The following is a 24,641-nucleotide window of genomic DNA, read 5'->3' as shown; positions in this document are numbered from 1 at the left end:
GGCATGCCGACACCCGGTGCCCGTGCTCGCTAGGCTCTCTGCCCATGGAGAGCAGCAGTCTGCACCGTGAGAGCGGCGTCGTCGCGATCGACCAGGGCACCACGTCCACGCGGGTCAGCGTCGTCGATGCTGAAGGCACGGTTCGTGCGACCGCGCAGGCCGAGCACGCCCAGCACTTCCCACGCCCGGGCTGGGTCGAACACGACGCGGCCGAGATCTGGGAGTCCACGCGTGAGCTGATGGGACTGGCCCTGACGCGGGCCCGCCTGCGCACCCGGGATGTGGCCGCGGTGGGCATCACCAATCAGCGCGAGACCGTCGTGGCGTGGGACGCCGCTACCGGGGTGCCGGTGCACCGCGCGATCGTGTGGCAGGACACTCGCACCGAGCCGGCGCTCGCGCGCCTGCGGGCGGACGGGCTCGACGGCCTCGTCCGTGAGCGCACCGGGCTGCCGCTGGCGTCGTACTTCTCGGCCTCGCGCATCGCGTGGCTGCTCGAGCACGTCCCCGAGGCAGCCACGTTGTCGGATGCGGGTCGGCTGCGCGTCGGGACCATGGACTCGTGGCTGCTGTGGAACCTCACCGGCGGCCCCGACGGCGGCGTGCACGCCACCGACGTCACCAATGCGTCCCGCACCAGTCTGATGGACGTGGAGACCGGGCGGTGGGATCCCGAGATGCTCGCGCTGTTCGGCATCGACGAGCGCCGGTGGGAGTCGATGGCGCCGACCATCCGGCCCTCGATCGGCGTCTTCGGCGAGGTCGCGGGCCCGGTCGCGCTCGATGGCGTGCCGGTCGCCGGCATCCTCGGCGACCAGCAGGCCGCGACGTTCGGCCAGGGCATCCTGAGCGCCGGCGGCGTGAAGAACACCTATGGCACCGGCTGCTTCTTGCTGCAGCACACCGGGAGCCAGCGGCCCCGCTCCGGGCACGGCCTGGTCGTGACGGTCGCCTCCCAGCGCGAGGGCGCCCCGATGCAGTACGCCCTCGAGGGATCCGTGGCCGTGGCCGGGTCCCTCGTGCAGTGGCTCAGAGACAATCTCGGACTGATCGAGCGTTCCGCGGACGTGGAGACCCTCGCTGATTCGGTCGCCGACGACGGGGGAGTCGTGATCGTCCCGGCGTTCTCCGGCCTCTACGCGCCGCACTGGCGTCCCGACGCCCGCGGGATCGTCGCCGGACTCACCGGCTACGCGACGCGCGCCCACCTGGCACGAGCCGCCGTGGACGCGACCGCCTATCAGAGTCGGGACCTGTTCGAGGCCCTCGTGGCGGACACCGGGCGTGCGCCCGAGCGGTTGCATGTCGACGGTGGAATGAGCGTGAACGACCGTCTCATGCAGTTCCAGGCCGATCTGCTGGACATCGAGGTCGTGCGACCGGCCCAGACGGAGACGACCGTGCTCGGGGCGGCCCATGCCGCCGGGCTCGCCGTCGGCGTGTGGGCCGACGAGTCCGAGCTCTCAGCCCTGGTTCGGCCCGGTCGGCGATGGCACCCTGGCATGGCCGCGCACGACCGTGACGCGCTCGTTCGTCGGTGGCGACGGGCCCTGGAACGCAGCTTCGACTGGGCCGAATGACGACTCGGCCACCGACGTGGCGGTCCTGACCGGCCGCCGATCCTGACGAAGGGACATGATGACCACTTCCCCGCTGCTGAAACCGATCCGCATCAGCCTGTCCTTCATCGGCTTGCTCGTGGGCGCCGGGTTCGCCACCGGCGCCGAGGTTGTCCAGTACTTCTCCGGTTTCGGCGTGCCGGGAATCGCCGGCGCGGGGCTGGCCGGGCTGGTGATGACCGCCGCCGGCGCGGTGATGCTGCAGTTGGGCAGCGTGTTCCTCGCCGACGAGCACAAGACCGTGTTCCGATCGGTCTCGCATCCGTGGATGGCGAGGTTCCTGGACGTCTGCGTGACGGTCACCCTGTTCTGTCTCGGGTTCGTCATGCTCGCCGGCGCGGGTGCGACTCTGAACCAGCAGCTGGACTGGCCGGTCTGGCTCGGCGGTGCGCTGATGGCCGTGATCGTCGGCGTGACGGGCCTGCTCGACGTCGACAAGGTCTCCGCGATCATCTCGGCGGTCACGCCTCTGGTGATTCTCGCCGTGATCGTCGTGTTCGCCGTCACGATGCTGAACCTGCCGACGGACATGGCGCCGGTGCACGAGGCCGTCGTCACCGCGCAGCCGCCCCTGGGGCCGTGGTGGCTGTCCGCGCTGAACTACGCCGGGCTCGCGCTGCTGATGGCGGTATCGATGTGCCTGGTGATCGGTGGCAGCCTGGCGCACCCGCGGGAGGCGTTCCTGGGCGGTGCCCTGGGCGGGGCCGTCTACACGGTGCTGCTGGCGATGCTCACGGCTGTGATGTGGTTGACCTCACCCGTGCATGCCGGGGCCGACGTGCCGATGCTTGAGGTCTACTCGGACATCGCGCCGTGGGCCGGGTGGCTCATGGTGTTCGTGATCTACGCGATGATCTACAACACGGCGATCGGCATGTTCTACGCCCTCGGCCGCCGGTTGACCGCCTCGCGCCCGCAGAAGTATGCGCCGGTGTTCCTCGCCACGGTGGCCGTGGGCTACGCCATCAGCTTCCTCGGCTTCGACACGCTGCTGACGACCGTGTTCCCGATTCTGGGCTGGCTCGGCATGGTGATGACCGCGTTCCTGCTCGTGTGGTGGGTGGTGCATCGTCAGCAGATCGGTGCCGAAGTGCTGCGACGTCTTCGCATCGGGGCGCTGCTGCAACAGCGTGAGGACCCCGAACGGCGGTTCACCGGCGGTCACGAGCAGGCCCTGGACGAGGCCCAGAGCGATTCCGAGGCACCTGCCGATCAGCTCGAGGACGCCCTGACCTCCGAGATGCCGGCCGTCGGCACTCAGCAGCGTCGATCGGCGGACCGGCCCGACTAACCCGGGCGGATACCGCCGCCGGGGTGGCGGTCCGCGTACGATGGTGCAGATTCGCCCCGGCCGTCCGCGCGCTCGCGGTCCACGGCACGAGGCCGCCCCCGCCCCCGCGACGAAGGACGCTGAACCGCCGTGAGCCAGACCCCTGCCGCCCCGTCTCCGGAGCGTCGTGCCCAGACTCCGAGCATCCCGGCCGACGCCGAGTACTCGTTCGCCGAGGTCGAGGCCCGCTGGGCCGGCTGGTGGGAGCGGGCCGGCGTCTTCACCCCCCGCGAGGACGGTTCGCCGCGGCGCACCGTCGTCGACATGTTCCCCTACCCGTCGGGGGATCTGCACATGGGCCATGCAGAGGCGTTCGCGATGGGCGACGTGATGGCCCGGCACTGGCTGCAGTGCGGCTATGACGTGCTGCACCCGATCGGCTGGGACTCCTTCGGCCTTCCCGCCGAGAACGCGGCCATCAAGCGTGACGCCCACCCGGCGGACTGGACCTACCGGAACATCGAGACGCAGAAGCGGTCGTTCCAGCGCTACGGCATCGCCGTCGATTGGAGCCGGGAGCTGCACACCTCGGACCCGGAGTACTACCGCTGGACGCAGTGGCTGTTCCAGCAGCTGTACCGGCGCGGGCTGGCCTACCGGAAGGACTCTCCGGTCAACTGGTGCCCGCAGGACCAGACCGTGCTCGCCAACGAGCAGGTCGTCGACGGAGCGTGCGAGCGCTGCGGGGCCGAGGTGACCAAACGGACGCTGAACCAGTGGTACTTCCGCATCACCGAGTACGCCGACGCTTTGCTGGACGACATGGACCAGCTCACCGGGCACTGGCCCGACCGCGTGCTGGCGATGCAGCGGAACTGGATCGGCCGCTCGACCGGCGCGACCGTGCGCTTCCAGGTCGAGAACGGCCCCGAACTGCCCGTGTTCACCACGCGGCCGGACACCCTGCACGGGGCCACGTTCATGGTCGTGGCGGCCGACAGTGCGCTGGCGCTCGAGCTGGTGGCCGAGGAGCACCGCGAGGAGCTCGAGCAGTACCGCGAGCAGCTCAAGAAGGTCTCCGACATCGAGCGGCAGGCCACCGACCGCGAGAAGTCCGGGCTCTTCCTGGGACGTCATGCGCGGAACCCGCTGACGGGCGAACGCCTGCCCATCTGGGCCTCGGACTACGTGCTCTCGGACTACGGCACGGGCGCCATCATGGCCGTCCCCGCGCACGACCAGCGTGACCTGGACTTCGCCCGGGCCATGGAGCTGCCGGTGCGCGTCGTCGTCGACACCGGCGAGGAGGACCCGGCTGTCAGCGGCGTCGCCACAGCCGGCGAGGGCACGCTCGTCAACTCGGGCGAGCTCGACGGGCTCGGCAAGCAGGAGGCGATCGCACGCGCGATCGAGCTGCTGGCCGAACGCGGGACGGGTGAGGGCACCACGACCTACCGGCTGCGTGACTGGCTGCTGAGCCGCCAGCGCTTCTGGGGCACGCCGATCCCCGTGGTGCACTGCCAGGACTGTGGCGAGGTGCTCGTACCCGAGGAACAGCTTCCCGTGACCCTGCCGACCGACCTGAAGGGCGAACAGCTCGCGCCCAAGGGCCAGTCGCCGCTGGCCGCGGCCGAGGACTGGGTGCGCGTGGACTGCCCGGACTGCGGCAAGCCGGCCCGCCGGGACACGGACACGATGGACACGTTCGTCGATTCGTCCTGGTACTTCTTGCGCTATGCCTCCCCGGCGGAGGAGTCGGCGGTGTTCGACGCGCAGGCCGTGGGCCAGTGGCTTCCCGTGGACCAGTACGTCGGAGGTGTGGAGCATGCGATCTTGCACTTGCTCTACGCGCGGTTCTTCACCAAGGCGTTGCACGATCTGGGCCTGGTGCCGTTCACCGAGCCCTTCCGTGCGCTGCTGAATCAGGGGCAGGTGCTCAACGGCGGCAAGGCGATGTCCAAGTCCCTGGGCAACGGCGTCGACCTGGGTGAGCAGCTCGAGCAGTTCGGCGTCGACGCCGTGCGCACCACCATGATCTTCGCCTCCCCGCCCGAAGACGACGTGGACTGGGCGGATGTCTCCCCGGCCGCGGCTGGTCGATTCCTCGCTCGCGCCTGGCGCCTGGCGCGGGACGTGCGTGAGTACGGTGAGCCCGGCGGCGACCCCGCCGCGTCGTCGGCGACGGTGCTGCGTCAGGCCACCCACAAGACCGTCCACGAGGCCCGACAGCTGGTCGAGGACGGCAAGTTCAACGTCGTCGTCGCCAAGACCATGGAGTTGGTGAACCTCACGCGCAAGCAGATCGACGGTGGTGTCGGCGCGGCGGATGCTGCGGTGCGTGAGGCGACCGAGGCGGTCGCCGTGCTGCTCTCGCTCTATGCGCCCTACACGGCCGAGGACATGTGGGCGATGCTCGGCCACGAGCCCTCGGTGGTCCGGGCCGGCTGGCCGACCGTCGACCAGTCCCTGTTGGTGGAGGACACCGTCACCGCCGTCGTTCAGGTCAAGGGCAAGGTTCGCGATCAACTTCAGGTCGCCGCCGACATCACCGAGGAACAGCTCGAAGCCGCGGCCCGGGACTCCGAGAAGGTGCAGCGGTTCATCGGCGATGCCGAGATCGTGAAGGTGATCGTCAAGGCGCCGAGGCTGGTCAACCTCGTCGTCCGCTGACGCGCATCGGCGCCGCAACGAAGCAGCTGAGCACAGGAGGGCAGCGGGATGAGCGAGACCGGATCGGCGCCCGCCGTCGTCGAGAGCGTGCGCGCGTGGCAGGCCGACTACCTTGAGCGGATGCGGCGCCAGCGCGGGCGTCTGGTCGGTCGTGCTCGTCTGGGCCTGCGCCCTCCGCGACGAGATCGCACCGCGGTCGTCACGGACTCCTCGGCGGCGCTTCCGGGAATCGTGCGCCGACATCCGCTGGCCGCGGGCGTACGTCAGGTTCCCATGCCCGTGATGGTGGGCGAGCAGATCTACACGGAGGGCTCGGACGAGTTGCAGCGCGAGCTGCCGTTCGCGTTGGCCTCCGGCACATCCGTGCGGACCTCCCGTCCGTCGCCGGGCCGCCTGCTGCAGGAGTACCGATCGCTCGCCGCGGACGGTTACTCGCGGATCGTCTCCGTGCACCTGTCCGGTGAGCTCTCCGGCACGGCCGAGGCGGCGCGGCTCGCCGCGCGTGAGTCCCCGGTGCCGGTGCGGGTCGTCGACTCGCGGTCGGCCGGGTTCGCACAGGGGCTGCTCGTGGTTGACGCGGCCGTCCAGGCCGGCTTCGGCTCCGCTGTGGACGCGATCGTCGCCCGGCTCGATCGGGCCGTCGCGGCCTCGTCCGTGCTGTTCACCGTGCCTAACCTCGAGCAGCTGCGGCGCGGGGGGCGCATCTCGGCACTGTCCGGGCTGCTGGGTTCGGTCTTCCAGGTCAAACCGGTGCTCGGGCTCCGCGACGGGGGCATCGTGCTGGTGGAGAAGCCGCGCAGCACCGAACGCGCCGTTGACCGGCTCGTGGCCCACGCGGCCGAGCGTGCGGCGGCCGGCTCCTGCCAGGTGGCCGTGCACGGCTACGGCAACCGGGCCGAGGCCGAGGCCCTGGCCGGCCGTCTGCAGGAGCATGCGGCGGCTCCGATCCCGGTGATCGACCTGCCCGCCGTGCTGGCGGCGCATCTGGGCCTGGGTGCGCTCGGCGTGATCGTGGTGCCGCTCGACCCGGACGACGACGAGGTGCACTGACCGGGGCGGTCCAGCCGTGCGTGTCCCGAGCGCGTACTGTGCCCGTTCCTGCACAGGCTGCCCGAGGGCCGTCCCCGTGCACCGCTACCTCCTCGGCACGCACGGGCGCGGGGCCGTGAGGCGAAACTCGAGACCATGCATCGGGTCCGCGTTCCTGACAGTTCCGAGACTCCGGCGGCCGCCGAGTCGCCACCGGCCACAGCACCGAAGGCCACAGCGCCACTGAGTGCCACAGCGCGGCCGAGGGCGGCTCAGCACGCGGCGCCGTCCTCGGCCCCGCACGACCCTGCACCGAGGCCGGCCTCAGATACGGCGGCACAGCGTCCAGCGGCCCTGTGGCGTGCGGCGACGCCGGTTGATTCGGCCGCCGCGGAGCCGGCCGAGGACAATGAGCGCCATGCGGGCTCGTCCTGGGAGCACTGTCCGCCCCGTGCGCCCCTGCTGCGATGGCGCGCCGCGGCGTCTGCCGTCCTCGTCCTGGCGGTTGCCGCCCTGACGTGGTGGGCGGTCAGCTGGCTGAACACCCCGGTTCCGGTGCAGAACCCGACGGCTCCAGTGGACGGGGCCGCCGAGACGGGCACGGTCGAGAGCCGTGGTGCCGCGATCACGGGACCGGCGGCCGGAACCGAGCCGACGGCGCCGGACACGGCCACGCGCTCCGGTGGGGACGCCGGATCCGCGGACCTGTCCACCGCGTCGGCGACGGGTTCCGCCACCGTCCAGGTGCACGTGGTGGGCGCCGTCGAAAGGCCGGGCGTGGTGCGCCTTCCGGCTGACGCGCGAGTGCGGGACGCCGTCGAGCGGGCCGGGGGAGCGGCGCGCGGAGCGCAGCCGGACCGGATCAACCTCGCTGCGCCGGTGCAGGACGGCCAACAGATCCTCGTGCCGGACGCCGCGGTCAGTGACGAGCAGCTGGCGGACGCCGGCGCGGCGAGCGGTGACCCGGCGCCCGTCGTCGACGCCGCACCGTCCGGCACCGACGCCGGCGAGGAACGGATCGACCTGAACCGGGCGACCGCGACGCAGTTGCAGACCCTGCCCGGGGTGGGTCCGGCGACGGCGGAGAGCATCATCGCCCATCGGGAACAGGTCGGGCCCTTCGCCTCCCTGGAGGACCTTGACGCGGTCAGCGGCATCGGACCGGCGACATTGGAGAAGCTGCGTGACCGGGTCACGTGGTGAGCCCGCTGCGCTGGATGCGCGGTGGGCCTTGGCCCTGTGCTCCGTCCTGGCGTGCGCGCTGTCGCTGCCGCCCGGTGACGCCGCAGCCGCCGCACGCGTGTCGCTCGCGTCCGGCTCAGGCGCGGCCGTCCTCCTCGCCGGTGCCGCTGTCCTCCGACGCGGGCGTTCCCGCAGCGATCGCGGCGGTCTTCTCGGTGCTGCGGGAGCCGGCGCCCTCGCTCTGCTCTGCGTCGCGCTCACGGCCCAGTCCATCGCGCAGACCGAGCGCCGCCTCGACGAGGTCGCCTGGCACGAGCTGGTGCGCAATCAACGCACGGTGCGTGTGGAGGTGCTGCTGCAGTCGAGCCCGAGCGAACGGGTGGACCGGTTCGGGGTGCGCCGAGCGGAGGCCTCGGCACGCATCGAGCGGTTCGGGGCGCAGGGCACTGTGTTGCCCGAACCTGTTCGTGCGCTGCTCAGCGTGCCGGCATCGGCCGAACAGGTGGGTCAGGCCGGGGACCGTGTGTGTCTGGTGGCGCGTCTGGCGTCGCAAGAGCGCACGACAGTGCTGCGAGCCCGGGCCGCCCCGCGTGCCGGAGGGTGCCCCGGTGCGTCCGCGGCCGCCGACCCCGGCGCCCCAGCGACCCGTCCGACGGAGGGCGTCGCCGGGCGGGACCGGATGCGTCAGGCGTTCCGCGACGCCTCGGCTGGCGCCTGGGCAGACGCCGACGAGTTGATCCCCGCCCTCGTGCTGGGGGACCGCGGCACGCAGAGCGCGCAGCTGGACCAGGCCATGAAGGACGCCGGTCTGAGCCACCTGTCGGCGGTGTCCGGGGCCAACTGCGCGCTGCTCTGCGGGGCCGTGACGGTCGGTCTGCGGAGTCTGCGGACGCATCGCCGCGTGGTTGTGACCGCTGTGCTGGGCACACTTGCGGTCTTCGTCGTGCTGATCGGCCCGGAGCCGTCCGTGCTCCGGGCGGCAACCATGGGCGGGCTCGGCGCCCTGGCCGTGTTCGCCGGACGAGGCCGCCAGGCGTTCTGCCTGCTGTGCCTGGCCGGGACGATGCTCGTGATCATCGAGCCGGCCCTCGCAGTGGAACCGGCCCTGCATCTGTCGCTGGCCGCGACGGCGGGCATCGTCGTCGGCGCACGGCCGACCGAGGTGCTGCTGCGCCGGGCGCTGGATCCGCTGCTGCCGGGGTGGGCGGCCGGATGGCTCTCGGTGAGCCTGGCGGTCACGGGCACGGCGCATCTGGCATGCCAGCCGATCCTGATCCTGATGACCGGCACCGTCAGCGCCTACGCCGTCCCGGCCAACCTGGCGGCTGCGCCGTTGGTCCCGGCCGTGACCGTTCTCGGCACGGCCGCGGCGGCCTGTGTGCTGATCGCCCCCGGGCTCACCGCCGCGCTGCTCTGGATTGTTCAGGCGCCGGCGGGACTGATCGGGGCGATCGCCCGCACGGTGGCGGGTCTGCCCCATGCTGTGCGTCCATGGCCGGAGGCGGACCTGGGCGTCGGCCTGTTCGTCCTCACTCTGGCCGGCACACTGGTGGGATTCACGTGGCTGCTCGCGCACGAGCGACGCCCCAGGCCGCCGGTGCGGCGCGTCGGTGGGCCGGCGGCGCATGCTCGGATCCCGGTGCGACCGCCGGTGCTGATCGTGCTGGCCGCCGCCCTGAGCGCCGCGGCGGCCGGTGGTTACACGGCGGTGCTGCTCCCATCGCCTGCGGCGCGTGCGGGGCAGGACTGGGCGGCGGCGTTCTGTGATGTCGGCCAGGGTGACATGACGCTCGTGCGTTCGGGCGAGCACGCCGCCGTGGTCGTCGATGCCGGCCCCGATCCCCGCGACGCCCGCGCGTGTCTGGACGCCCTCGGCGTGCGGCGTGTGGACGCGCTGCTGTTCACGCATCTGCATGCCGACCACACCGGCGGTGCTGAAGGGATACGGGACCGGCTGACATCCCCGTCGGACATCGGCTACGCCACCTCCGATGCGCCCGAGGCAGACACCGACGCGCCTCCCACCGGCGCCACGCGTCTGAGCGCCGGAGACCGGGGCGAGGCCGGCAGCGCCGTCTGGCACGTGCTGCACGCCGATTCCGCGGCACCGCGGGAGAACGACGCCTCCGCCCAGGTGCTGCTGCGCACCGTCGATGAGCACAGCCGCGCCACCACCGTGCTGGTCACCGGTGACATGCAGGACCAGGCCACTGCCCGGTGGATCAGCGCGCCGACGCAGCAACCGCCCCCATCCGCCGGAGAGGTCGACGTGCTCAAGGTCGCCCATCACGGTGCGCGCAACGGCGGTCTGGACCTGCCCCACCGGGTGCGCGCGGATCTGCAGGTCGTCTCGGTCGGCGCCGACAACACCTACGGCCACCCGCACCCGGGCACCGCCGCCGGGCTCGCACGGCTGGGCCCGGTCGCCCGCACGGACGTCAGCGGCACCCTCCTGGTGGGGTGGACGCCCCCGGATCACGGCCCCGTCGGCCCGCATCGGGTGGTGCTTGATCGGGACGAGTCCGGGGCGTGCCTGACCGTGCGGGCGCTGGGCCCGCGCCGCCGCGCACCGATACCGGCTCGACCCCGGTCGTAGGATGGGGCTCATGGCCGCCGCACGCTCTTCCCGTTCCGCCCGAGGCCGCGCCGCGGCGAACCCGCTGGCCTGGCGCACGGCGGAGCCCGGTCCGCTCACGCTGCTCAAGGGACCCGAGGATTACGCAGCCCGCTGGGTGACCGACCGGCTCCGGGCACGCCTGCTCTCCCAGCACGCTGATCTCGAGATCCACCGGATGCGCGCCGCCGAGTATCAAAGCGGCCAGCTGGCCATGGCGGCGTCACCGTCGCTGTTCGCCGAGCCGACGCTCATCATGGTCGAGGGGCTCGAGTCCATGAACGACGCCTTCCTCCACGACGCACTCGAGCTGGTCTCCTCCGGGCCCGCCGCCGACGATGTGACGCTCGTGCTGCGCCACACCGGGGGGAACCGAGGCAAGAAGCTCCTCGACGCCGTGGCTGCGGCGGGGGTGGTCATCGAGTGCCCGGCCCTGAAGAAGGACGAAGACAAGATGGCCTTCGTTCAGGCGGAGTTCCGCCAGGCCCGGCGCCGCATCGACGACGAGGCGGTCCGTGCCGTGGTGGCCGCGACCGGGTCGTCGCTGACCGACCTGGCCTCGGCCTGCCGGCAGCTCATCGACGACACGGAGTCCGCCGTCACACGGGAGACCGTCGACCGCTACTACGGCGGTCGCGTCGAGGCCACGAGCTTCGCCGTCGCCGATGCTGCCCTCGAGGGCCAGGCGGCCCGCGCGGTCGCCCTGACCCGCCACGCCCTGGCGACGGGGGTCCATCCCGTGATGCTCAGTTCGGCGCTGGCGATGAAGGCCCGTCAGGTCGCACGGATCATCGACGCGCGGGTTCCGGCCCATGAGCTGGCCTCGAACCTCGGCGTCGCTCCGTTCCAGGTGAAATACATCCAGCAGGCGGCCCGGCACTGGTCGGCCTCCGGCATCGCCGCGGCCCTGGAATGGATTGCGCAGGCCGACGCCGAGGTCAAGGGCGGCTCGCGCAACGCGGACTTTGCGATCGAACGGGCCGTGATCCGCGTGTCGACCGGCACGCGGCGCTGACCGTCCCGCGTCGCTGACCGGCACGCAGCGGGCGGTGGCGCAGTGCCGAGGCTCTGCCCGATTCGCAGCCGCCGCGCGGCGGGTGCATCGCGTCCGCGCAGACACGAGGGCCCCCGATCCGTGCGGATCGGGGGCCCTCGGTTCGCGTCTGACTCGACTCAGGCGGAAAGACCGTTCACACGGGCGGCGATGCCGGCCTTGCGATTGGCGGCCTGGTTCTTGTGGATGACACCCTTCGAGGCGGCCTTGTCCAGCTTGCGGGAGGCGACGCGCAGCGCCTCTGCGGCGGCCTCGGCGTCACCGGCGGCCACCGCGGCGTCGACGGCGCGGACGGAGGTCCGCAGGTTCGACTTCACGGCGACGTTGCGCTGGCGGGCCTTCTCGTTGGTGAGAATGCGCTTCTTCTGCGACTTGATGTTAGCCAAAACAGGTCCTTCATGATTGAACGGCGGCCGCGCTGGGCCGTGCCGAATGAACTGGGGTCGTAGAGGGAATCTCGGGTCCGGTGACTGAGCGGCGTGGGGAGTGCCTTGGTTCTCCGGCCCGAGGGTGCCCGTCGACCGACCGGACACAATGCCCACCACCCTACCAGTGACGCCACCTGACACGCCCGCGAATCCATGAGCGTGTCCCAGGGGAGTCGACCGTGACCGGCGGACCGGCGGGGTCGGCGCTCTCAGCGGCTCCAGCCGCGGTGCTCGCGCAGGGCTTCGGCCACGCGCTCGAACTCGCGCTCGGGGAGCACGCCGCCCTCGCGCCGCACCTGGTCCGGGTCGACCCGCACGATCCGCCCGAGGTTCACCTCGGAGGCTCGGGCCTGGCGATCCCAGGCGCCGGAACCGATGTCCACGTACTCGGCGTCGCTGCGCTGCGCGTTGTTGCGGTCCTTCGAGGTCAGCTGCAGGCCCAGCAGATGGCGCCCCGCGGTGCCGACGATCAACACCGGGCGGTCCTTGCCGCGTCCGTCCAGCTCCTCGAACGGAACCCAGGTCCAGACGATCTCCCCGGGCCCGGCCTGCTCGCCCGGGACGGGGGAGTACTCGACCTTGGTGCGGCCGGTGAAGTCACCGGCATAGGCGTCCGTGCGGGCTCGACCGTCCACCTGCCCGTCGTCCTGTCCCCTCCGGCGGCGCGGGCCGTCGTGGCTCGGGACCCCGGCCTGTCGACCGTTCCGTCGGGCGGCGGGCGCCGTGTCGCGGCCGGACTGGGCCTGAAGCCGCTTGACGATGGAGTAGGCGCGACGGCCCAGGCTGATCGCGCGCATGAGATTGAAAGCCATGCGCTCAGCCTATGCGGCGGCCGTTCGCCCGAGCACGTGGGCCTTCGGCGCGTGGACGTGGAAGAATGGCGCCTCAGGCTGGAAGCAGCATCTGTCCCGCACACGAGACGAGCAAAGGAAGTGCCCGTGTCGCCCCTGGCGTCCAATCCTCCGGTCCCGGCCCGCACCGATCCGGCCGTGATCCGCAATTTCTGCATCATCGCGCACATCGACCACGGCAAGTCCACGCTGGCCGACCGCATGCTGCAGGCGACCGGGGTCGTGCAGCCGCGTGACATGAAGGCCCAGTACCTGGACCGCATGGACATCGAGCGCGAGCGTGGCATCACCATCAAGTCCCAGGCGGTGCGCATGCCGTGGGAGGTCGACGGCGTCAACTACGCGCTGAACATGATCGACACGCCCGGGCACGTCGACTTCACCTACGAGGTCTCGCGGTCCCTCGCCGCGTGCGAGGCGGCGATTCTGCTCGTGGACGCCGCTCAGGGCATCGAGGCGCAGACCCTGGCGAACCTGTACATGGCGATGGAGCACGAGCTCGAGATCATCCCCGTGCTCAACAAGATCGACCTGCCCGCCGCGGACCCGGACCGCTATGCGGCGGAGATCGCCACGCTCATCGGCTGTGACGCCGACGACGTGCTGCGCGTCTCCGGCAAGACCGGCGTGGGCGTCGAAGCGCTGCTCGACGAGGTCGTCACGGCTACACCGGCCCCCGTGGGTGTGGCGGACGCCCCGGCCCGCGCGATGATCTTCGACTCGGTCTACGACACCTACCGGGGCGTCGTCACCTATGTTCGCGTCGTCGACGGCACGCTCTCGCCGCGCGAGAAGATCACGATGATGTCCACGGGCGCCACCCACGAGCTGCTTGAGATCGGCGTGTCCTCGCCCGAGCCGAAGCCGACGAAGGGCTTGTCGGTCGGCGAGGTGGGCTACCTGATCACCGGTGTGAAGGACGTGCGCCAATCCAAGGTCGGCGACACCGTGACGAACAGCGCCCGCCCGGCAGAAGACCGGATCGGCGGCTACGAGGACCCCAAGCCCATGGTGTTCTCCGGCCTGTACCCGATCGACGGCTCGGACTACCCGACGCTGCGCGACGCCCTGGACAAGCTCAAGCTCAACGACGCCGCGCTCGTCTACGAGCCCGAGACCTCCGTGGCGCTGGGCTTCGGCTTCCGCGTCGGCTTCCTCGGCCTGCTGCATCTGGAGATCGTGCGCGAACGCCTCGAGCGCGAGTTCGACCTCGACTTGATCTCGACGGCCCCGAACGTCGTCTACGACGTGACCAAGGAGGACAAGGAGGTGGTCACCGTGACCAACCCCTCTGAGTTCCCCGAGGGCAAGATCCTCGGCGTGACCGAGCCGATGGCCTCGGCCACCGTTATCGTGCCGGCGGAGTTCATCGGCGCCGTCATGGAGCTGTGCCAGTCCAAGCGCGGCAGCCTCACGGGCATGGACTACCTGTCTGAGGAACGCGTCGAGATCCGCTACTGGATCCCGCTGGCCGAGATCGTGTTCGACTTCTTCGATCAGCTGAAGTCCCGCACGCGGGGGTACGCCTCCCTGGACTGGAAGGCCGACGGTGTGCAGACCTCCGACCTGGTCAAGGTGGACATCCTGCTGCAGGGCGAACAGGTCGACGCGTTCAGCGCCATCACCCACAAGGACAACGCCTACTCCTACGGCGTGATGATGACGGGCAAGCTCAAGGAGCTGATCCCGCGTCAGCAGTACGAGGTGCCCATCCAGGCGGCCATCGGCTCGCGCATCATCGCCCGCGAGAACATCCGCGCGATCCGCAAGGACGTGCTCTCCAAGTGCTACGGCGGTGACATCTCGCGCAAACGCAAGCTGCTCGAGAAGCAGAAGGAGGGCAAGAAGCGCATGAAGATGGTCGGCCGTGTCGAGGTGCCCCAGGAGGCGTTCATCGCGGCGCTGTCCTCCGAGTCGTCCGCGGACAAGGCCGCGGCGGCGAAGAAGTAGCCCCGTGCCCGCGACGCTGCCGCTCGGGGACCCGGTGCCCGAGGACGGCCGGCTGCCCGAGCCAGTGGGCCGGCGTGTGCGTGAGGCAGCCGCGTCGGGCCGCCCGCGCACGTTCAGTCTCTATGTGCATGTGCCGTTCTGCACGGTCCGATGCGGCTACTGTGACTTCAACACGTACACCTCGGCCGACCTCGGTCCCGGTGCCGGGCGTGCCGACTATGTCGACACGGCCATCGCCGAGCTGGACCATGCCGTGGACGTGCTGGCCGCCTCCGAGGTACCCGCCCGTGAGCTGCACACCGTCTTCGTGGGAGGCGGCACCCCCACGCTGCTGCCCGCCTCTGACCTGGCCCGCGTCGTGCACGCCGCCCGGGACAGGTTCGGCATGGCCCCCGGCGCCGAGATCAGCGTCGAGGCCAATCCGGACACCGTCGACGCCGCGTATCTCGACGAGCTCGCTCGAGCGGGCGTCACGCGCGTGTCCGTCGGCATGCAGTCCGCCGTGCCGCATGTGCTCGCCACGCTGGAGCGCACACACACCCCCGAGAACATTCCGCGGGCGGTCGCCGCGGCGAAGCAGGCCGGGCTCGAGGTGTCCCTGGACCTGATCTACGGCACCCCGGGGGAGTCGATGCAGGACTGGCGCCGGAGCCTGGAGGCGGTGATCGGTCTCGAACCGGATCACGTGAGCGCCTACTCGCTGATCGTCGAGGAGGGGACGAAGTTCGGCTCGCAGGTCGCGCGCGGGCAGATCCCCGACGTCGACCCCGACGACCAGGCGGACAAGTACCTGCTCGCCGACGAGCTGCTCGGCGCAGCCGGGTACCGGTGGTACGAGGTCTCGAACTGGGCCCGGGACCCCGACGGCACGGGAGCCCGGCGTGCCCGCCACAACATGGTCTACTGGCTGGACCAGGACTGGTGGGGTGTGGGCCCTGGCGCCCACTCGCACCTGGCCGGCGTCCGGTTCTGGAACGCCAAGCACCCGGCCGCTTATGCTCAGCGCCTCGCTCAGGGAACCACGCCGGCGGTCGGTCGGGAGACGCCCGACGCCGAGGCGCGGCTGCTCGAACGCGTCATGCTCGCGGTGCGGCTGGACACGGGCCTGGACATGTCCGTGTTCGACGAGGCGTCCCCGGCGCAGCGGCGGCACGCGCGTGAGTCCGTCGCCGGGCTGATCGCCGAGGGGCTCGTTGAGGGCGCTGAGGCGCTGCGAGGTCGGATCGTCCCGACTCTGCAGGGGCGGTTGCGCAACGACCAGATCGTGCGCGAGCTGCTCGGCTTCTGACGGGGGCGTCGTGAGGCAGGCCCGTCACGACGGTCGGGCGGTGGACGGCTCGCCGCCGACCGTCGCCCGACCGTTCGACTCAGCGCAGGATCCGCAGATTGAACGGGTAGCGGTACGGTCGTCCCCGGTTCACTTGTGATCCGCCCATGAGCCCGTAGACCGCCATGGCGATCCAGGTCAGCGCGGCCAGGACCGCGAACACCGGGCCCATGACCGGCAGCAGGCTCAGGAAGAAGAAGAGCACCATCAGCAGTGTCGGCGGCACGGCGAAGTTCAGCGCTTCCTTGGCCTCCTGCGCTGTGAACGGTCCTCGATCCCGATACAGCAGCCACACGGCCAGGGGAGCGGCGAATCCCAGTGCGACGCCAAAGTGCGCGAGTGTGGCCCGTTCACGGTCCTGCTTCGCCGTCAGTGGGGCGCCCGGACCGTGCTCGGGGGCGGACCATGACGCCGTGCCGGTGGAGCCGGGGGCGTCAGGCGCGGCGGCGACGGGCTGGGCGGGGGCGGCCGAGGCGGCCCGCTTCGGCGTGGCCCGGCGAGGGGTCTGCGACACGGAGGAGTCCTTCGCGGTCGGTGGCGGCTGGGTCGTCGGGCCGTGCGCCCGGGTGGGATGCTGGCGGCCGAGACGGCCGACAGCCCACGAGTTGGGCGCCAGTCTACGCTCAGCGGGCCTCCGGCTCGGTGAGGAAGTCGATGAGCTCCTCGACGCGGCCCAGCAGTGCCGGCTCCAGGTCCGCGTAGGTGCGCACGTGCGAGAGCAGGCGCTTCCACCCCAGTCCGATGTCCGCCGGGGTGGCGTGCGGCAGGCCGAGGCCCTTGAGGACTCCGGTCTTCCAGTCCTGACCCTTCGGGACGACCGGCCATGCCTCGATGCCCAGCACCTGAGGCTTGATCACCTGCCAGACGTCCACATAAGGATGGCCGAGGATCAGCACGTTGCCGGCGGCACCGGGCACGCGCATCGCCTGCGCCGCGATCCGCTCCTCCTTGGAACCGGGAACCAGGTGGTCGACGAGGATGCCGAGCCGGCGAGTGGGCGAGGGGCCGAACTCGCTGATGAGACCGCCGAGGTCGTCGACGCCGTGGAGGGGCTCGACGACGATCCCCTCCAGGCGCAGGTCCTCGCCCCAGACCTTCTCGATCAGCTCGGCGTCGTGCACGCCCTCGACCCAGATGCGGGAGGCACGCGCGGTCCTGGCCCGCGCCCCGGTCACCTTCACCGATCCGGAGGCCGTCCGGGCGGGGCCGCGCGGTGCCGCCGCGGGATCGGGCCGGGGCGGGGTCAGGCGCACGGGTCGGCCGTCGATCCAGAACCCCGGACCGAGCGGGAAGCTGCGCGTGGTGCCGCGGCGATCCTCGAGGACAACCACGTGGACGCCGCCGCTGCGCTGCACTCGGACCACCGCGCCGACAAAGCCGGTGGAGACGTCCTCCACGACGGTGCCGCGGCGCGCGGGCACGTCCGGTACGTCGGCCGCGGGCGGTCGGGTGAGCTTGTCGTGGCCCGCCGGGCCCCACGTGTTCCAGTCCATGGGCGACCACGCTAGCGTCCGCCGGCGGGCGCGGCTGTGAGCGAACCGCCTCTGCCGCGGCTCGGTGGACGGGCGGACAGCACGTAGCATGGAGCCTCGAGCGCTGGCACTTCACCCTGTCGAGTGCCAGCATCCGGCCGGCAGCGCGGCAGAGCGTCCGCGTCGGGTCGGGCCCCGAGCCAGAGCAGTCCAGAGCGCAGGAGGGAGACATCCGAGGATGAGCGAACAGCCACGTCGCCTCCAGGTGCTGCAGGCGATCGTCGAGGACTACGTCGCGCTGCGTGAGCCCGTCGGGTCGAAGGCCCTCGTCGAGCGTCACGGCCTCGAGGTGTCCTCGGCCACCGTGCGCAATGACATGGCGGCCCTCGAGGAGGAGGGGCTCATCATCGCCCCGCACACCTCGGCCGGGCGGATCCCGACGGACATGGGCTACCGCGTGTTCGTCGACCGATTGTGTGAGGTGAAGCCTCTCTCGGCCGCCGAGCGCCGGGCCGTCAACTCCCTGCTGGAGCCCGAGGCGGACATGGAGGAGATGATGGAGACGACGGTGCGGCTGCTCGCGCAGCTCACACACCAGGTCGCCGTCGCCCAGTTCCCTCATGACGACGGCTCGACGGTGCGGCATCTGGAGCTGGTCGGGCTGGCGCCCGGCCGTGTGCTGGTGGTGCTGATCCTCTCCTCGGGACGCGTGGATCAGCGGGTCGTGTCCGTCGACGGCGCCCCGGACGAGGCCGGGCTCGCGGCGCTGCGCACGGTGCTGCGGCAGTGCGTCGACGACCTCACTCCGGCGCAGGCCGCCGCAGCGCTGGACTCGGCGCCCGAGCGGGTCCCGCCCCAGGAGCGGCCAGTGCTCGGCACCCTCGTCGAGGCCGTGCGGTCGCTGCTTCAGGCGGGACGACAGGACCGGATCGTCATGGCGGGCACCGCCAACCTGGCCCGCTCGCCCGGGGACTTTCCGGACTCGATCGGTCCCATCCTCGAGGCCCTCGAGGAGCAGGTCGTGCTCTTGCGGCTGCTCACAGAGATGGAGCAGGACGTGCGCGGACTCAGCGTGCGGATCGGCTCGGAGAATTCCGGGTCGCTCGCCGATGCCTCGGTCGTGGCGGCCTCCTACGGTCCCGGTGCGGTCGCCAAGCTCGGGGTCGTTGGCCCCACGCGCATGGACTATCCGGGCACCATGGCCGCCGTCCGGGCCATCGCCCGCTACCTCTCGCGCATTCTCACCACCTGAGCGGACGCCCCGGGCGCGTGAGACGCCCTGCCCGCCGTCCCGTCGAACAACCGTCCCCACGTCGAACAAGGAAGTGCCCCCGTGTCAGACCATTACGAGACGCTCGGCCTGAGCCGCGACGCCAGCCAGGAGGAGATCCGGCGCGCCTATCGCAAACTCGCGCGCAAGCACCACCCGGACGTCAACCCGTCCGAGGAGGCCGCCGACCAGTTCAAGCGGATCTCCCACGCCTATGAGGTGCTCTCCGACGAGGAGAAACGGCGCAATTACGACGCCACCGGCGACGAGAACGGCGGCGCCGGGTTCGGCGGCGGCTTCGGCGGAGGGTTCCCGGGAGGCTTCGGCGGCACCTTCTCCGATCTGTTCGAGACCTTCATGGGCGGCGCCGCCGGGGGCGGCCGCGGCCCGGCCTCGCGTGCCCGTCGAGGCCAGGACGCGCGCGTGGCGGTGCGCATCTCGCTGCGCGACGCCGTCTTCGGCTCCGAACAGCAGCTGCGCCTGCAGACCGCGGTGCGGTGCACGCGGTGCGAGGGCTCGTGCTGCGAGCCCGGTACCGGTCCCGAGACCTGTTCGACGTGCCAGGGCCAGGGTGTGGTGCAGCGTCAGGTCCGCTCCGTGCTCGGCACGATCATGGCTCAGGAGGCATGCCCGGCGTGCCAGGGCTTCGGCACCACCCTGCCCAACCCGTGTCACGAGTGCTCGGGCCAGGGGCGCGTGCGCGACGAGCAGCAGCTGACGCTGAAGATCCCCGCCGGGGTGGACACCGGCACGCGCATCCACCTGGCCGGACGCGGGGAGGCGGGGCCCGGCGGCGGCCCGAACGGCGACTTGTTCGTGCACGTCGAGGTCGAGGAGGACGAGACCTTCAAGCGCGACGGCGACGACCTGAGCACCACCATCACGGTGCCGATGGCCGCGGCCGCGCTCGGCACGACCCTGACTCTCGACACGCTGGACGGCAAGCACAGCGTCACGCTCGAGCCGGGAACCCAGCCCGGACACGTCGAGGTCCTCTCGGGGCTCGGCGTCACACGCCTGCGCTCTGGAGGACGAGGCGACCTGCGCGTGAACGTCCTCGTCGCCACGCCGACGGACCTGACCGGTGAGCAGAAGGAGCTGCTCGAACGGCTGGCCGAGCTGCGCGGCGAGGAGGTCGTGCACGGCGCGGCCCAGCACAAAGGCATGTTCGCCCGGATCCGCGAGAACCTGAAGAACCTGTGACGGCGCCGCTGTTCCTGGTGCCGGCGGGCGGACTCGATGGGCTCGAGCCCGGAGGGCACGTCGAGCTCACCGGCCCCGAGGCCCGGCACGCGGCGACGGTCATGCGGCTGGGTCCGTCGGAGCCGATCCTCGTGGCCGACGGCCGCGGCGCTCGTGTGCACGGTGAGGTTCTGCAGGCCCAGAGCGAGCGCGTGCTCGTGGTGGTTCGCGCACGCGATGACGAACCGGTCGAGGGGCCCGACGTGGTGCTCGTGCAGGCGCTGTCCAAGGGTGACCGAGACCTGCTGGCCGCTCAGACGGCCGTCGAGCTCGGCGTCGGCGGCGTCGTCCCGTGGGAGGCCGAGCGGTCGATCGTGCGCTGGAAGGGAGCCAAAGCCGAGCGTGCTCGGCAGAAGTGGGCCGACGCGCTCGCGACGGCGGCGAAGCAGGCACGCCGCGGGATCGTGCCGCGGCTGGACCCGACCGTCTCCGGCACGGGCGTGGCCGCTCTGGCCGCCGAGGACGTCTGCGTGCTGGTGCTGCATGAGCAGGCCGAACAGAGTCTGTCCACGCTGCCCGAGCAGAGCTGGGCGCAGGCGCGGCGCATCGCCCTGGTCGTCGGCCCGGAGGGCGGTGTCTCCGCGGCGGAGCTGATGGCGCTCACGGCGTCCGGGGCCCTGCCCGTGCGTCTGGGGCCGCACGTGCTGCGCGCCTCGACGGCCGGGCCGACCGGTCTGGCTGTGATGCAGCACCGGCTCGGTCGGTGGTGACCGGGGTGCGTAGAATGTGCCCGGTCGACCGCACACGTCTCGCACACACGAGGTGATGACCCCCATCGTGAGCACCCCCAGCTCCGACCAGAACGCCGGGACCGCCGGCCCGCGGCACCGCGACGACGCGCGTCTGAGCGCCGTCCACTTCGGCTCCGCCGACCTGATGGTGCGCACGCTCGGACCGCAGGACGCGCTGCTGCGCATCCTGGCGGGCGTGTACCCGGATGTCGACGTGACCGTCCGCGATCAGCAGTTGGCCCTGTCCGGACCGGCCGCCTCCGTCGCCGCCGCGCGGCGGATCGTCGAGGACCTGCGCGGCATCGCGCATCGGGACATGCCCGTCACCGCCGATGTGATGGAACAGGTGGTCGCACTGGTGCGCGGCGGACGTGCGCCCGATCCCTCGACGGTCTCCGGTTCCGTGCTCTCTGGCCGAGGCCGCAAGATCCGCGCCAAGACCAGGCACCAGCAGGACTACGTCGAGGCGATCGACCGGGCGACGGTGGTGTTCGGTCTTGGCCCTGCCGGTACCGGCAAGACGTATCTGGCCATGGCCAAGGCGGTGCAGGCGCTGCAGTCGAAGGAGGTCAACCGGATCATCCTCACCCGTCCGGCGGTCGAGGCCGGGGAGAACCTGGGGTACCTGCCCGGGAGCCTGAGCGAGAAGATCGACCCGTACCTGCGCCCGCTCTACGATGCCCTGCACGACATGGTCGAGCCCGAGTCGATCCCACGCCTGATGGAGGCCGGGACGATCGAGGTGGCGCCGCTGGCGTACATGCGAGGGCGCACGCTCAACGACGCCTTCGTGATCCTCGACGAGGCCCAGAACACCACCGGTGAGCAGATGAAGATGTTCTTGACGCGTCTGGGATTCGGCGCCCACATGGTGGTCACCGGCGACACCTCCCAGGTGGACCTGCCGCGCGGGACCGTCTCGGGACTGGCTCAGGCCGTCGATGTGCTCGAGGGCACCGAGGGCATCGAGATGATCCGCTTCGACTCCTCCGACGTCGTCCGTCACTCTCTGGTGACCGCCATCGTCGACGCCTACGACCGTGCCCGCCCGCAGGCCTCGCGTGCCCGAGCCGGCCGACCCCGCCACGACGAGAACGCCCGCTGACGGGCACGAGAGGAGAAGCGCATGGCCGTCGAGATCGTCAACGAGTCGGGCGTCGATGTGCCCGAGCAGGATCTGCTGACGATGGCACGCCACGTCTATGAGCGGCTGCACGTGCACCCGGCCGCCGAGACGGCGGTGACCGTCGTCGATGAGCAGCGCATGGCCCGGCTGCACGTCGAGTGGATGGGCTTGGACGGGCCCACCGATGTAATGAGCCTGCCCATGGACGAGCTCGCTCCGGGCACGGACGAGAACCCGTCCGAGGGGGTGCTGGGCGACATCGTCCTGTGCCCCGAGGTGGCGGCGCGCCAGGCCGAGCGCGGCGGCCACACCCGGGACGACGAGCTGATGCTGCTGCTCACACACGGACTGCTGCATCTGCTCGGCTACGACCACGTCGACGAAGCCGAACGCGACGAGATGTTCACGCTGCAGGGCTCGCTGGTCACCGAGGTGCTCGGTCGGCCGGCCCCGGCCCCGACGATCGAGGACTGATCGCCCGCCGTGTATTCCGTCCTCATGCTGGGCCTGGTGTTCCTGGCCCTGTTCGCCCTGACCTGGCTGCTCGCGCTGGCCGAGGCCGCCTTCACCTACCTGAACCGGCGCGATGCCGAGGAGATCGCCCGCGAACGCGATGACGCCAGCGTGCTGACCGTCACGGGTGACCTTGAGCGGCATCTGGCCGCCCTGCGCTTCTGGCGCTTCCTCGCGGAGGCCTTCGCGGCGGTGTGCGCCACCATCGCGATCGCCGAGCTGGCTGAATCGCTCTGGGTCGCCCTGTTCGGTTCGGCCGCGCTGCTCGTGCTCGTGGCCGGTGCGCTCGGTTTCTGGTCTCCGCGCCCGGTCGGTTCGCGCAACGATGCCGCCGTCGCGAAGCGGACCGTGGGCCTGGTGCGCCTGCTCACCAGGCTGCTGGGCCCGTTCGGCCACCTGCTCGGCCGGGACCGCCGCCGTGATGACCACGTCCAGGACGAGGAGGACGACTTCGAGGAGCGCCACCTGCGTGAAGTGGTCGCCCGTGCCCACGACGCCGACGTGCTCGCCGATTCGGAGGCCGAGCTGATCCAGTCGGTGTTCTCAATGGGGGACACGCTCGTGCGCGCCGTGATGGTTCCGCGCACCGACGTGGTCACCATCGACGCCGAGCACACGCTCGCTCAGGCGATGGAGCTGTTCCTGCGCTCGGGCTGCTCGCGCGTGCCGGTGATCGGCGAGGACGCGGACGATGTGCGCGGCATGCTCTACCTCAAGGACGTCACCCGGGCGTTGCATCAGGACGGCGCTCAGGACACGGACGGGGTGGTCACGGTCATGCGAGACACGCGTTTCGTCCCGGAGTCGAAGTCCGTGGCTGCGCTGCTGCAGGAGCTGCAGCGCGAGTCCACGCACATCGCCGTGGTGGTCGATGAGTACGGCGGCACGGCCGGTCTCGTCACGCTCGAGGATCTGATCGAGGAGATCGTCGGCGAGATCTACGACGAGGACGATCGGCCCGAGCTGCCGGAGGTCGAACGGCTCGAGGAGGGTGTGTACAGCGTGGACGCGCGCATGTCCGTCTCAGACTTCGCCGAAGACTTCGATGTGGACCTCGACGATGAGCTCGAGGTGGACACGGTGGGCGGGCTGCTCGCCAAGCACCTGGGTCGGGTGCCGATTCGCGGATCCCAGGTGACGGTGCACGGGTTGGTGCTGGAAGCGGACACCCTCGAACCGCGGCGGAACCGGGTCAGCCGGCTGCGGGTCACCGAAACGGCGGAGCGGCCCGCGCGCTTCCGGCCGTGGGACGATGACAGCGACGACGCACAGGACACGACCCCGGACCGCGCAGAACAGGAGCGCTCATGAGCACACTCGTGGACCCGCAGGGCACGCCGGAGGGGTACCGTTCCGGCTTCGTGTCGCTGGTGGGACGACCCAACGCCGGCAAGTCGACGCTGACCAACGCCCTGGTCGGGGAGAAGGTGGCGATCACCTCCTCGAAGCCGCAGACCACGCGTCACACCATCCGCGGCATCGTGCACCGCGAGGACGTCCAGCTCGTGCTGGTGGACACGCCCGGCCTGCACCGCCCTCGGACACTGCTGGGCCAGCGGCTGAACGACCTGGTGGCCGAGACCCTCGGGGAGGTCGACGCGGTGGGCATGTGCATCCCCGCCGACGAGTCCATCGGTCCGGGGGACCGGTTCATCGCCCAGCAGCTGAGCTACCTGCGTCGCACGCCGGTGATCGCGGTCGTGACGAAGACCGACAAGGTCTCTTCCGAACGGCTCATGGAGCAGCTGCTGGCCGTGACGGCCTTGGGGGACGAGGTGCTCGGTCCCGAGAACGGGGGTGAGGGCTTCGCGGCCGTCGTCCCGGTCTCGGCCGTCGCGGGTCGCCAAGTGGACGACGTCCTGCAGGTGCTGGCCCAGCGGCTGCCGGTCGGGCCGCCGCTGTACCCCGAGGGAGAGCTCACGGACGAGCCCGAAGCTGTCATGGTCGCGGAGCTGATCCGTGAGGCCGCTCTGGAGGGAGTGCGGGACGAGCTGCCGCACTCGGTGGCGGTGGTGGTCGAGGAGATGGTCCCCCGGCAGGGTCGGCCGCAGGAGCGCCCCCTGCTGGACATCTACGCCAATCTGTTCGTCGAGCGTGAGAGCCAGAAGGGCATCATCATCGGCCGCGGCGGTTCTCGGCTGCGGCAGATCGGCAGCCAGGCGCGCGAAGGCATCTCGGCGATGCTCGCGACCCCGGTTCACCTCGATCTGCGAGTGAAAGTGGCCAAGGAATGGCAGCGGGACCCCAAGCAGCTGGGCAGGCTGGGGTTCTGACGCCGCGACGACCCGGTCGT

The 24,641-nt window shown here is 71.2% G+C and carries 20 protein-coding genes; 16 read left to right on the top strand and 4 right to left on the bottom strand.

Translation table 11 applies throughout. The annotated features are described in order from the left end of the window. Positions 1–44: 44 nt before the first annotated feature. The 7 genes from glpK to holA all read left to right on the top strand — a co-directional run bounded on the left by glpK (position 45) and on the right by holA (position 11,399). Entirely contained in the window at positions 45–1,580 is a 1,536-nt protein-coding gene (glpK, locus tag HDA30_RS04250) for a glycerol kinase GlpK (RefSeq protein WP_158495962.1), read from the top strand. Between the two features lie 55 nt (positions 1,581–1,635). Beyond that, complete coding sequence (locus HDA30_RS04245) at positions 1,636–2,910, top strand: YkvI family membrane protein (protein WP_246418699.1); 1,275 nt, start codon at positions 1,636–1,638, stop codon at positions 2,908–2,910. Positions 2,911–3,093: 183 nt separating this feature from the next. Next, entirely contained in the window at positions 3,094–5,559 is a 2,466-nt protein-coding gene (leuS, locus tag HDA30_RS04240; RefSeq protein ID WP_343059361.1) for a leucine--tRNA ligase, read from the top strand. 48 nt (positions 5,560–5,607) lie between these two features. Further along, positions 5,608–6,609 (top strand): DegV family protein, encoded by a 1,002-nt coding sequence (locus HDA30_RS04235; RefSeq protein ID WP_184241190.1) that lies wholly within the window; start codon positions 5,608–5,610, stop codon positions 6,607–6,609. A gap of 534 nt (positions 6,610–7,143) precedes the next feature. After that, on the top strand, positions 7,144–7,791 hold the full coding sequence (locus HDA30_RS10735; RefSeq protein WP_184241189.1) for a ComEA family DNA-binding protein: 648 nt from the start codon (positions 7,144–7,146) through the stop codon (positions 7,789–7,791). After that, positions 7,772–10,366: a ComEC/Rec2 family competence protein gene (locus tag HDA30_RS04225; RefSeq protein WP_184241188.1), complete on the top strand. Its 2,595-nt coding sequence runs from the start codon at positions 7,772–7,774 to the stop codon at positions 10,364–10,366. Before HDA30_RS10735 ends, HDA30_RS04225 begins: the two co-directional genes overlap by 20 nt. A gap of 10 nt (positions 10,367–10,376) precedes the next feature. Beyond that, complete coding sequence (holA, locus tag HDA30_RS04220; protein ID WP_184241187.1) at positions 10,377–11,399, top strand: DNA polymerase III subunit delta; 1,023 nt, start codon at positions 10,377–10,379, stop codon at positions 11,397–11,399. Between the two features lie 158 nt (positions 11,400–11,557). Here holA and rpsT read toward each other — a convergent pair whose 3' ends face one another. Then, positions 11,558–11,824 (bottom strand): 30S ribosomal protein S20, encoded by a 267-nt coding sequence (rpsT, locus tag HDA30_RS04215; protein WP_158495956.1) that lies wholly within the window; start codon positions 11,822–11,824, stop codon positions 11,558–11,560. Between the two features lie 251 nt (positions 11,825–12,075). Further along, positions 12,076–12,678, bottom strand: coding sequence for a type II toxin-antitoxin system PemK/MazF family toxin (locus HDA30_RS04210; protein WP_158495955.1), 603 nt, complete (start codon positions 12,676–12,678; stop codon positions 12,076–12,078). A gap of 126 nt (positions 12,679–12,804) precedes the next feature. Here HDA30_RS04210 and lepA point away from each other — a divergent pair, with 126 nt between their 5' ends. Then, positions 12,805–14,667 carry a translation elongation factor 4 gene (gene lepA, locus HDA30_RS04205; RefSeq protein ID WP_158495954.1) on the top strand — a complete coding sequence of 621 codons (1,863 nt, stop codon included), beginning with the start codon at positions 12,805–12,807 and terminating at the stop codon, positions 14,665–14,667. 4 nt (positions 14,668–14,671) lie between these two features. Next, positions 14,672–15,955 carry a radical SAM family heme chaperone HemW gene (gene hemW / locus HDA30_RS04200; protein WP_158495953.1) on the top strand — a complete coding sequence of 428 codons (1,284 nt, stop codon included), beginning with the start codon at positions 14,672–14,674 and terminating at the stop codon, positions 15,953–15,955. A 79-nt stretch (positions 15,956–16,034) separates the two neighbouring features. On the opposite strand, the gene HDA30_RS04195 is transcribed toward hemW, so the two are convergent. Together HDA30_RS04195 and HDA30_RS04190 are read right to left on the bottom strand one after the other, a co-directional pair. Next, positions 16,035–16,508: a DUF4870 domain-containing protein gene (locus tag HDA30_RS04195; RefSeq protein WP_158495952.1), complete on the bottom strand. Its 474-nt coding sequence runs from the start codon at positions 16,506–16,508 to the stop codon at positions 16,035–16,037. Positions 16,509–16,617: 109 nt separating this feature from the next. Continuing rightward, positions 16,618–17,487: a DUF3097 family protein gene (locus HDA30_RS04190; RefSeq protein WP_158495951.1), complete on the bottom strand. Its 870-nt coding sequence runs from the start codon at positions 17,485–17,487 to the stop codon at positions 16,618–16,620. Positions 17,488–17,704: 217 nt separating this feature from the next. On the opposite strand from HDA30_RS04190, the gene hrcA reads away from it, so the two are divergent. The 7 genes from hrcA (at position 17,705) to era (ending at position 24,621) form a co-directional block, all read left to right on the top strand. Continuing rightward, the gene (gene hrcA / locus HDA30_RS04185; RefSeq protein ID WP_158495950.1) at positions 17,705–18,718 is read left to right on the top strand and encodes a heat-inducible transcriptional repressor HrcA; all 1,014 of its coding nucleotides are present in this window, start codon (positions 17,705–17,707) and stop codon (positions 18,716–18,718) included. 81 nt (positions 18,719–18,799) lie between these two features. After that, complete coding sequence (gene dnaJ, locus HDA30_RS04180; RefSeq protein WP_158495949.1) at positions 18,800–19,939, top strand: molecular chaperone DnaJ; 1,140 nt, start codon at positions 18,800–18,802, stop codon at positions 19,937–19,939. Then, positions 19,936–20,688 carry a 16S rRNA (uracil(1498)-N(3))-methyltransferase gene (locus HDA30_RS04175; RefSeq protein ID WP_158495948.1) on the top strand — a complete coding sequence of 251 codons (753 nt, stop codon included), beginning with the start codon at positions 19,936–19,938 and terminating at the stop codon, positions 20,686–20,688. The genes dnaJ and HDA30_RS04175 overlap by 4 nt, the downstream gene beginning before the upstream one ends. A 55-nt stretch (positions 20,689–20,743) precedes the next feature. Continuing rightward, the gene (locus HDA30_RS04170) at positions 20,744–21,814 is read left to right on the top strand and encodes a PhoH family protein (protein ID WP_158495947.1); all 1,071 of its coding nucleotides are present in this window, start codon (positions 20,744–20,746) and stop codon (positions 21,812–21,814) included. A 21-nt stretch (positions 21,815–21,835) separates the two neighbouring features. Continuing rightward, the gene (ybeY, locus tag HDA30_RS04165) at positions 21,836–22,309 is read left to right on the top strand and encodes an rRNA maturation RNase YbeY (RefSeq protein ID WP_158495946.1); all 474 of its coding nucleotides are present in this window, start codon (positions 21,836–21,838) and stop codon (positions 22,307–22,309) included. A gap of 24 nt (positions 22,310–22,333) precedes the next feature. Beyond that, entirely contained in the window at positions 22,334–23,659 is a 1,326-nt protein-coding gene (locus tag HDA30_RS04160; protein WP_158496182.1) for a hemolysin family protein, read from the top strand. Continuing rightward, complete coding sequence (era, locus tag HDA30_RS04155) at positions 23,656–24,621, top strand: GTPase Era (RefSeq protein WP_158495945.1); 966 nt, start codon at positions 23,656–23,658, stop codon at positions 24,619–24,621. The genes HDA30_RS04160 and era overlap by 4 nt, the downstream gene beginning before the upstream one ends. Positions 24,622–24,641 lie beyond the last annotated feature (20 nt).

This window comes from Micrococcus cohnii (assembly GCF_014205175.1).
GTDB classification, from domain to species: domain Bacteria; phylum Actinomycetota; class Actinomycetes; order Actinomycetales; family Micrococcaceae; genus Micrococcus; species Micrococcus cohnii.
This window is presented reverse-complemented; position numbering and strand designations above follow the sequence as displayed.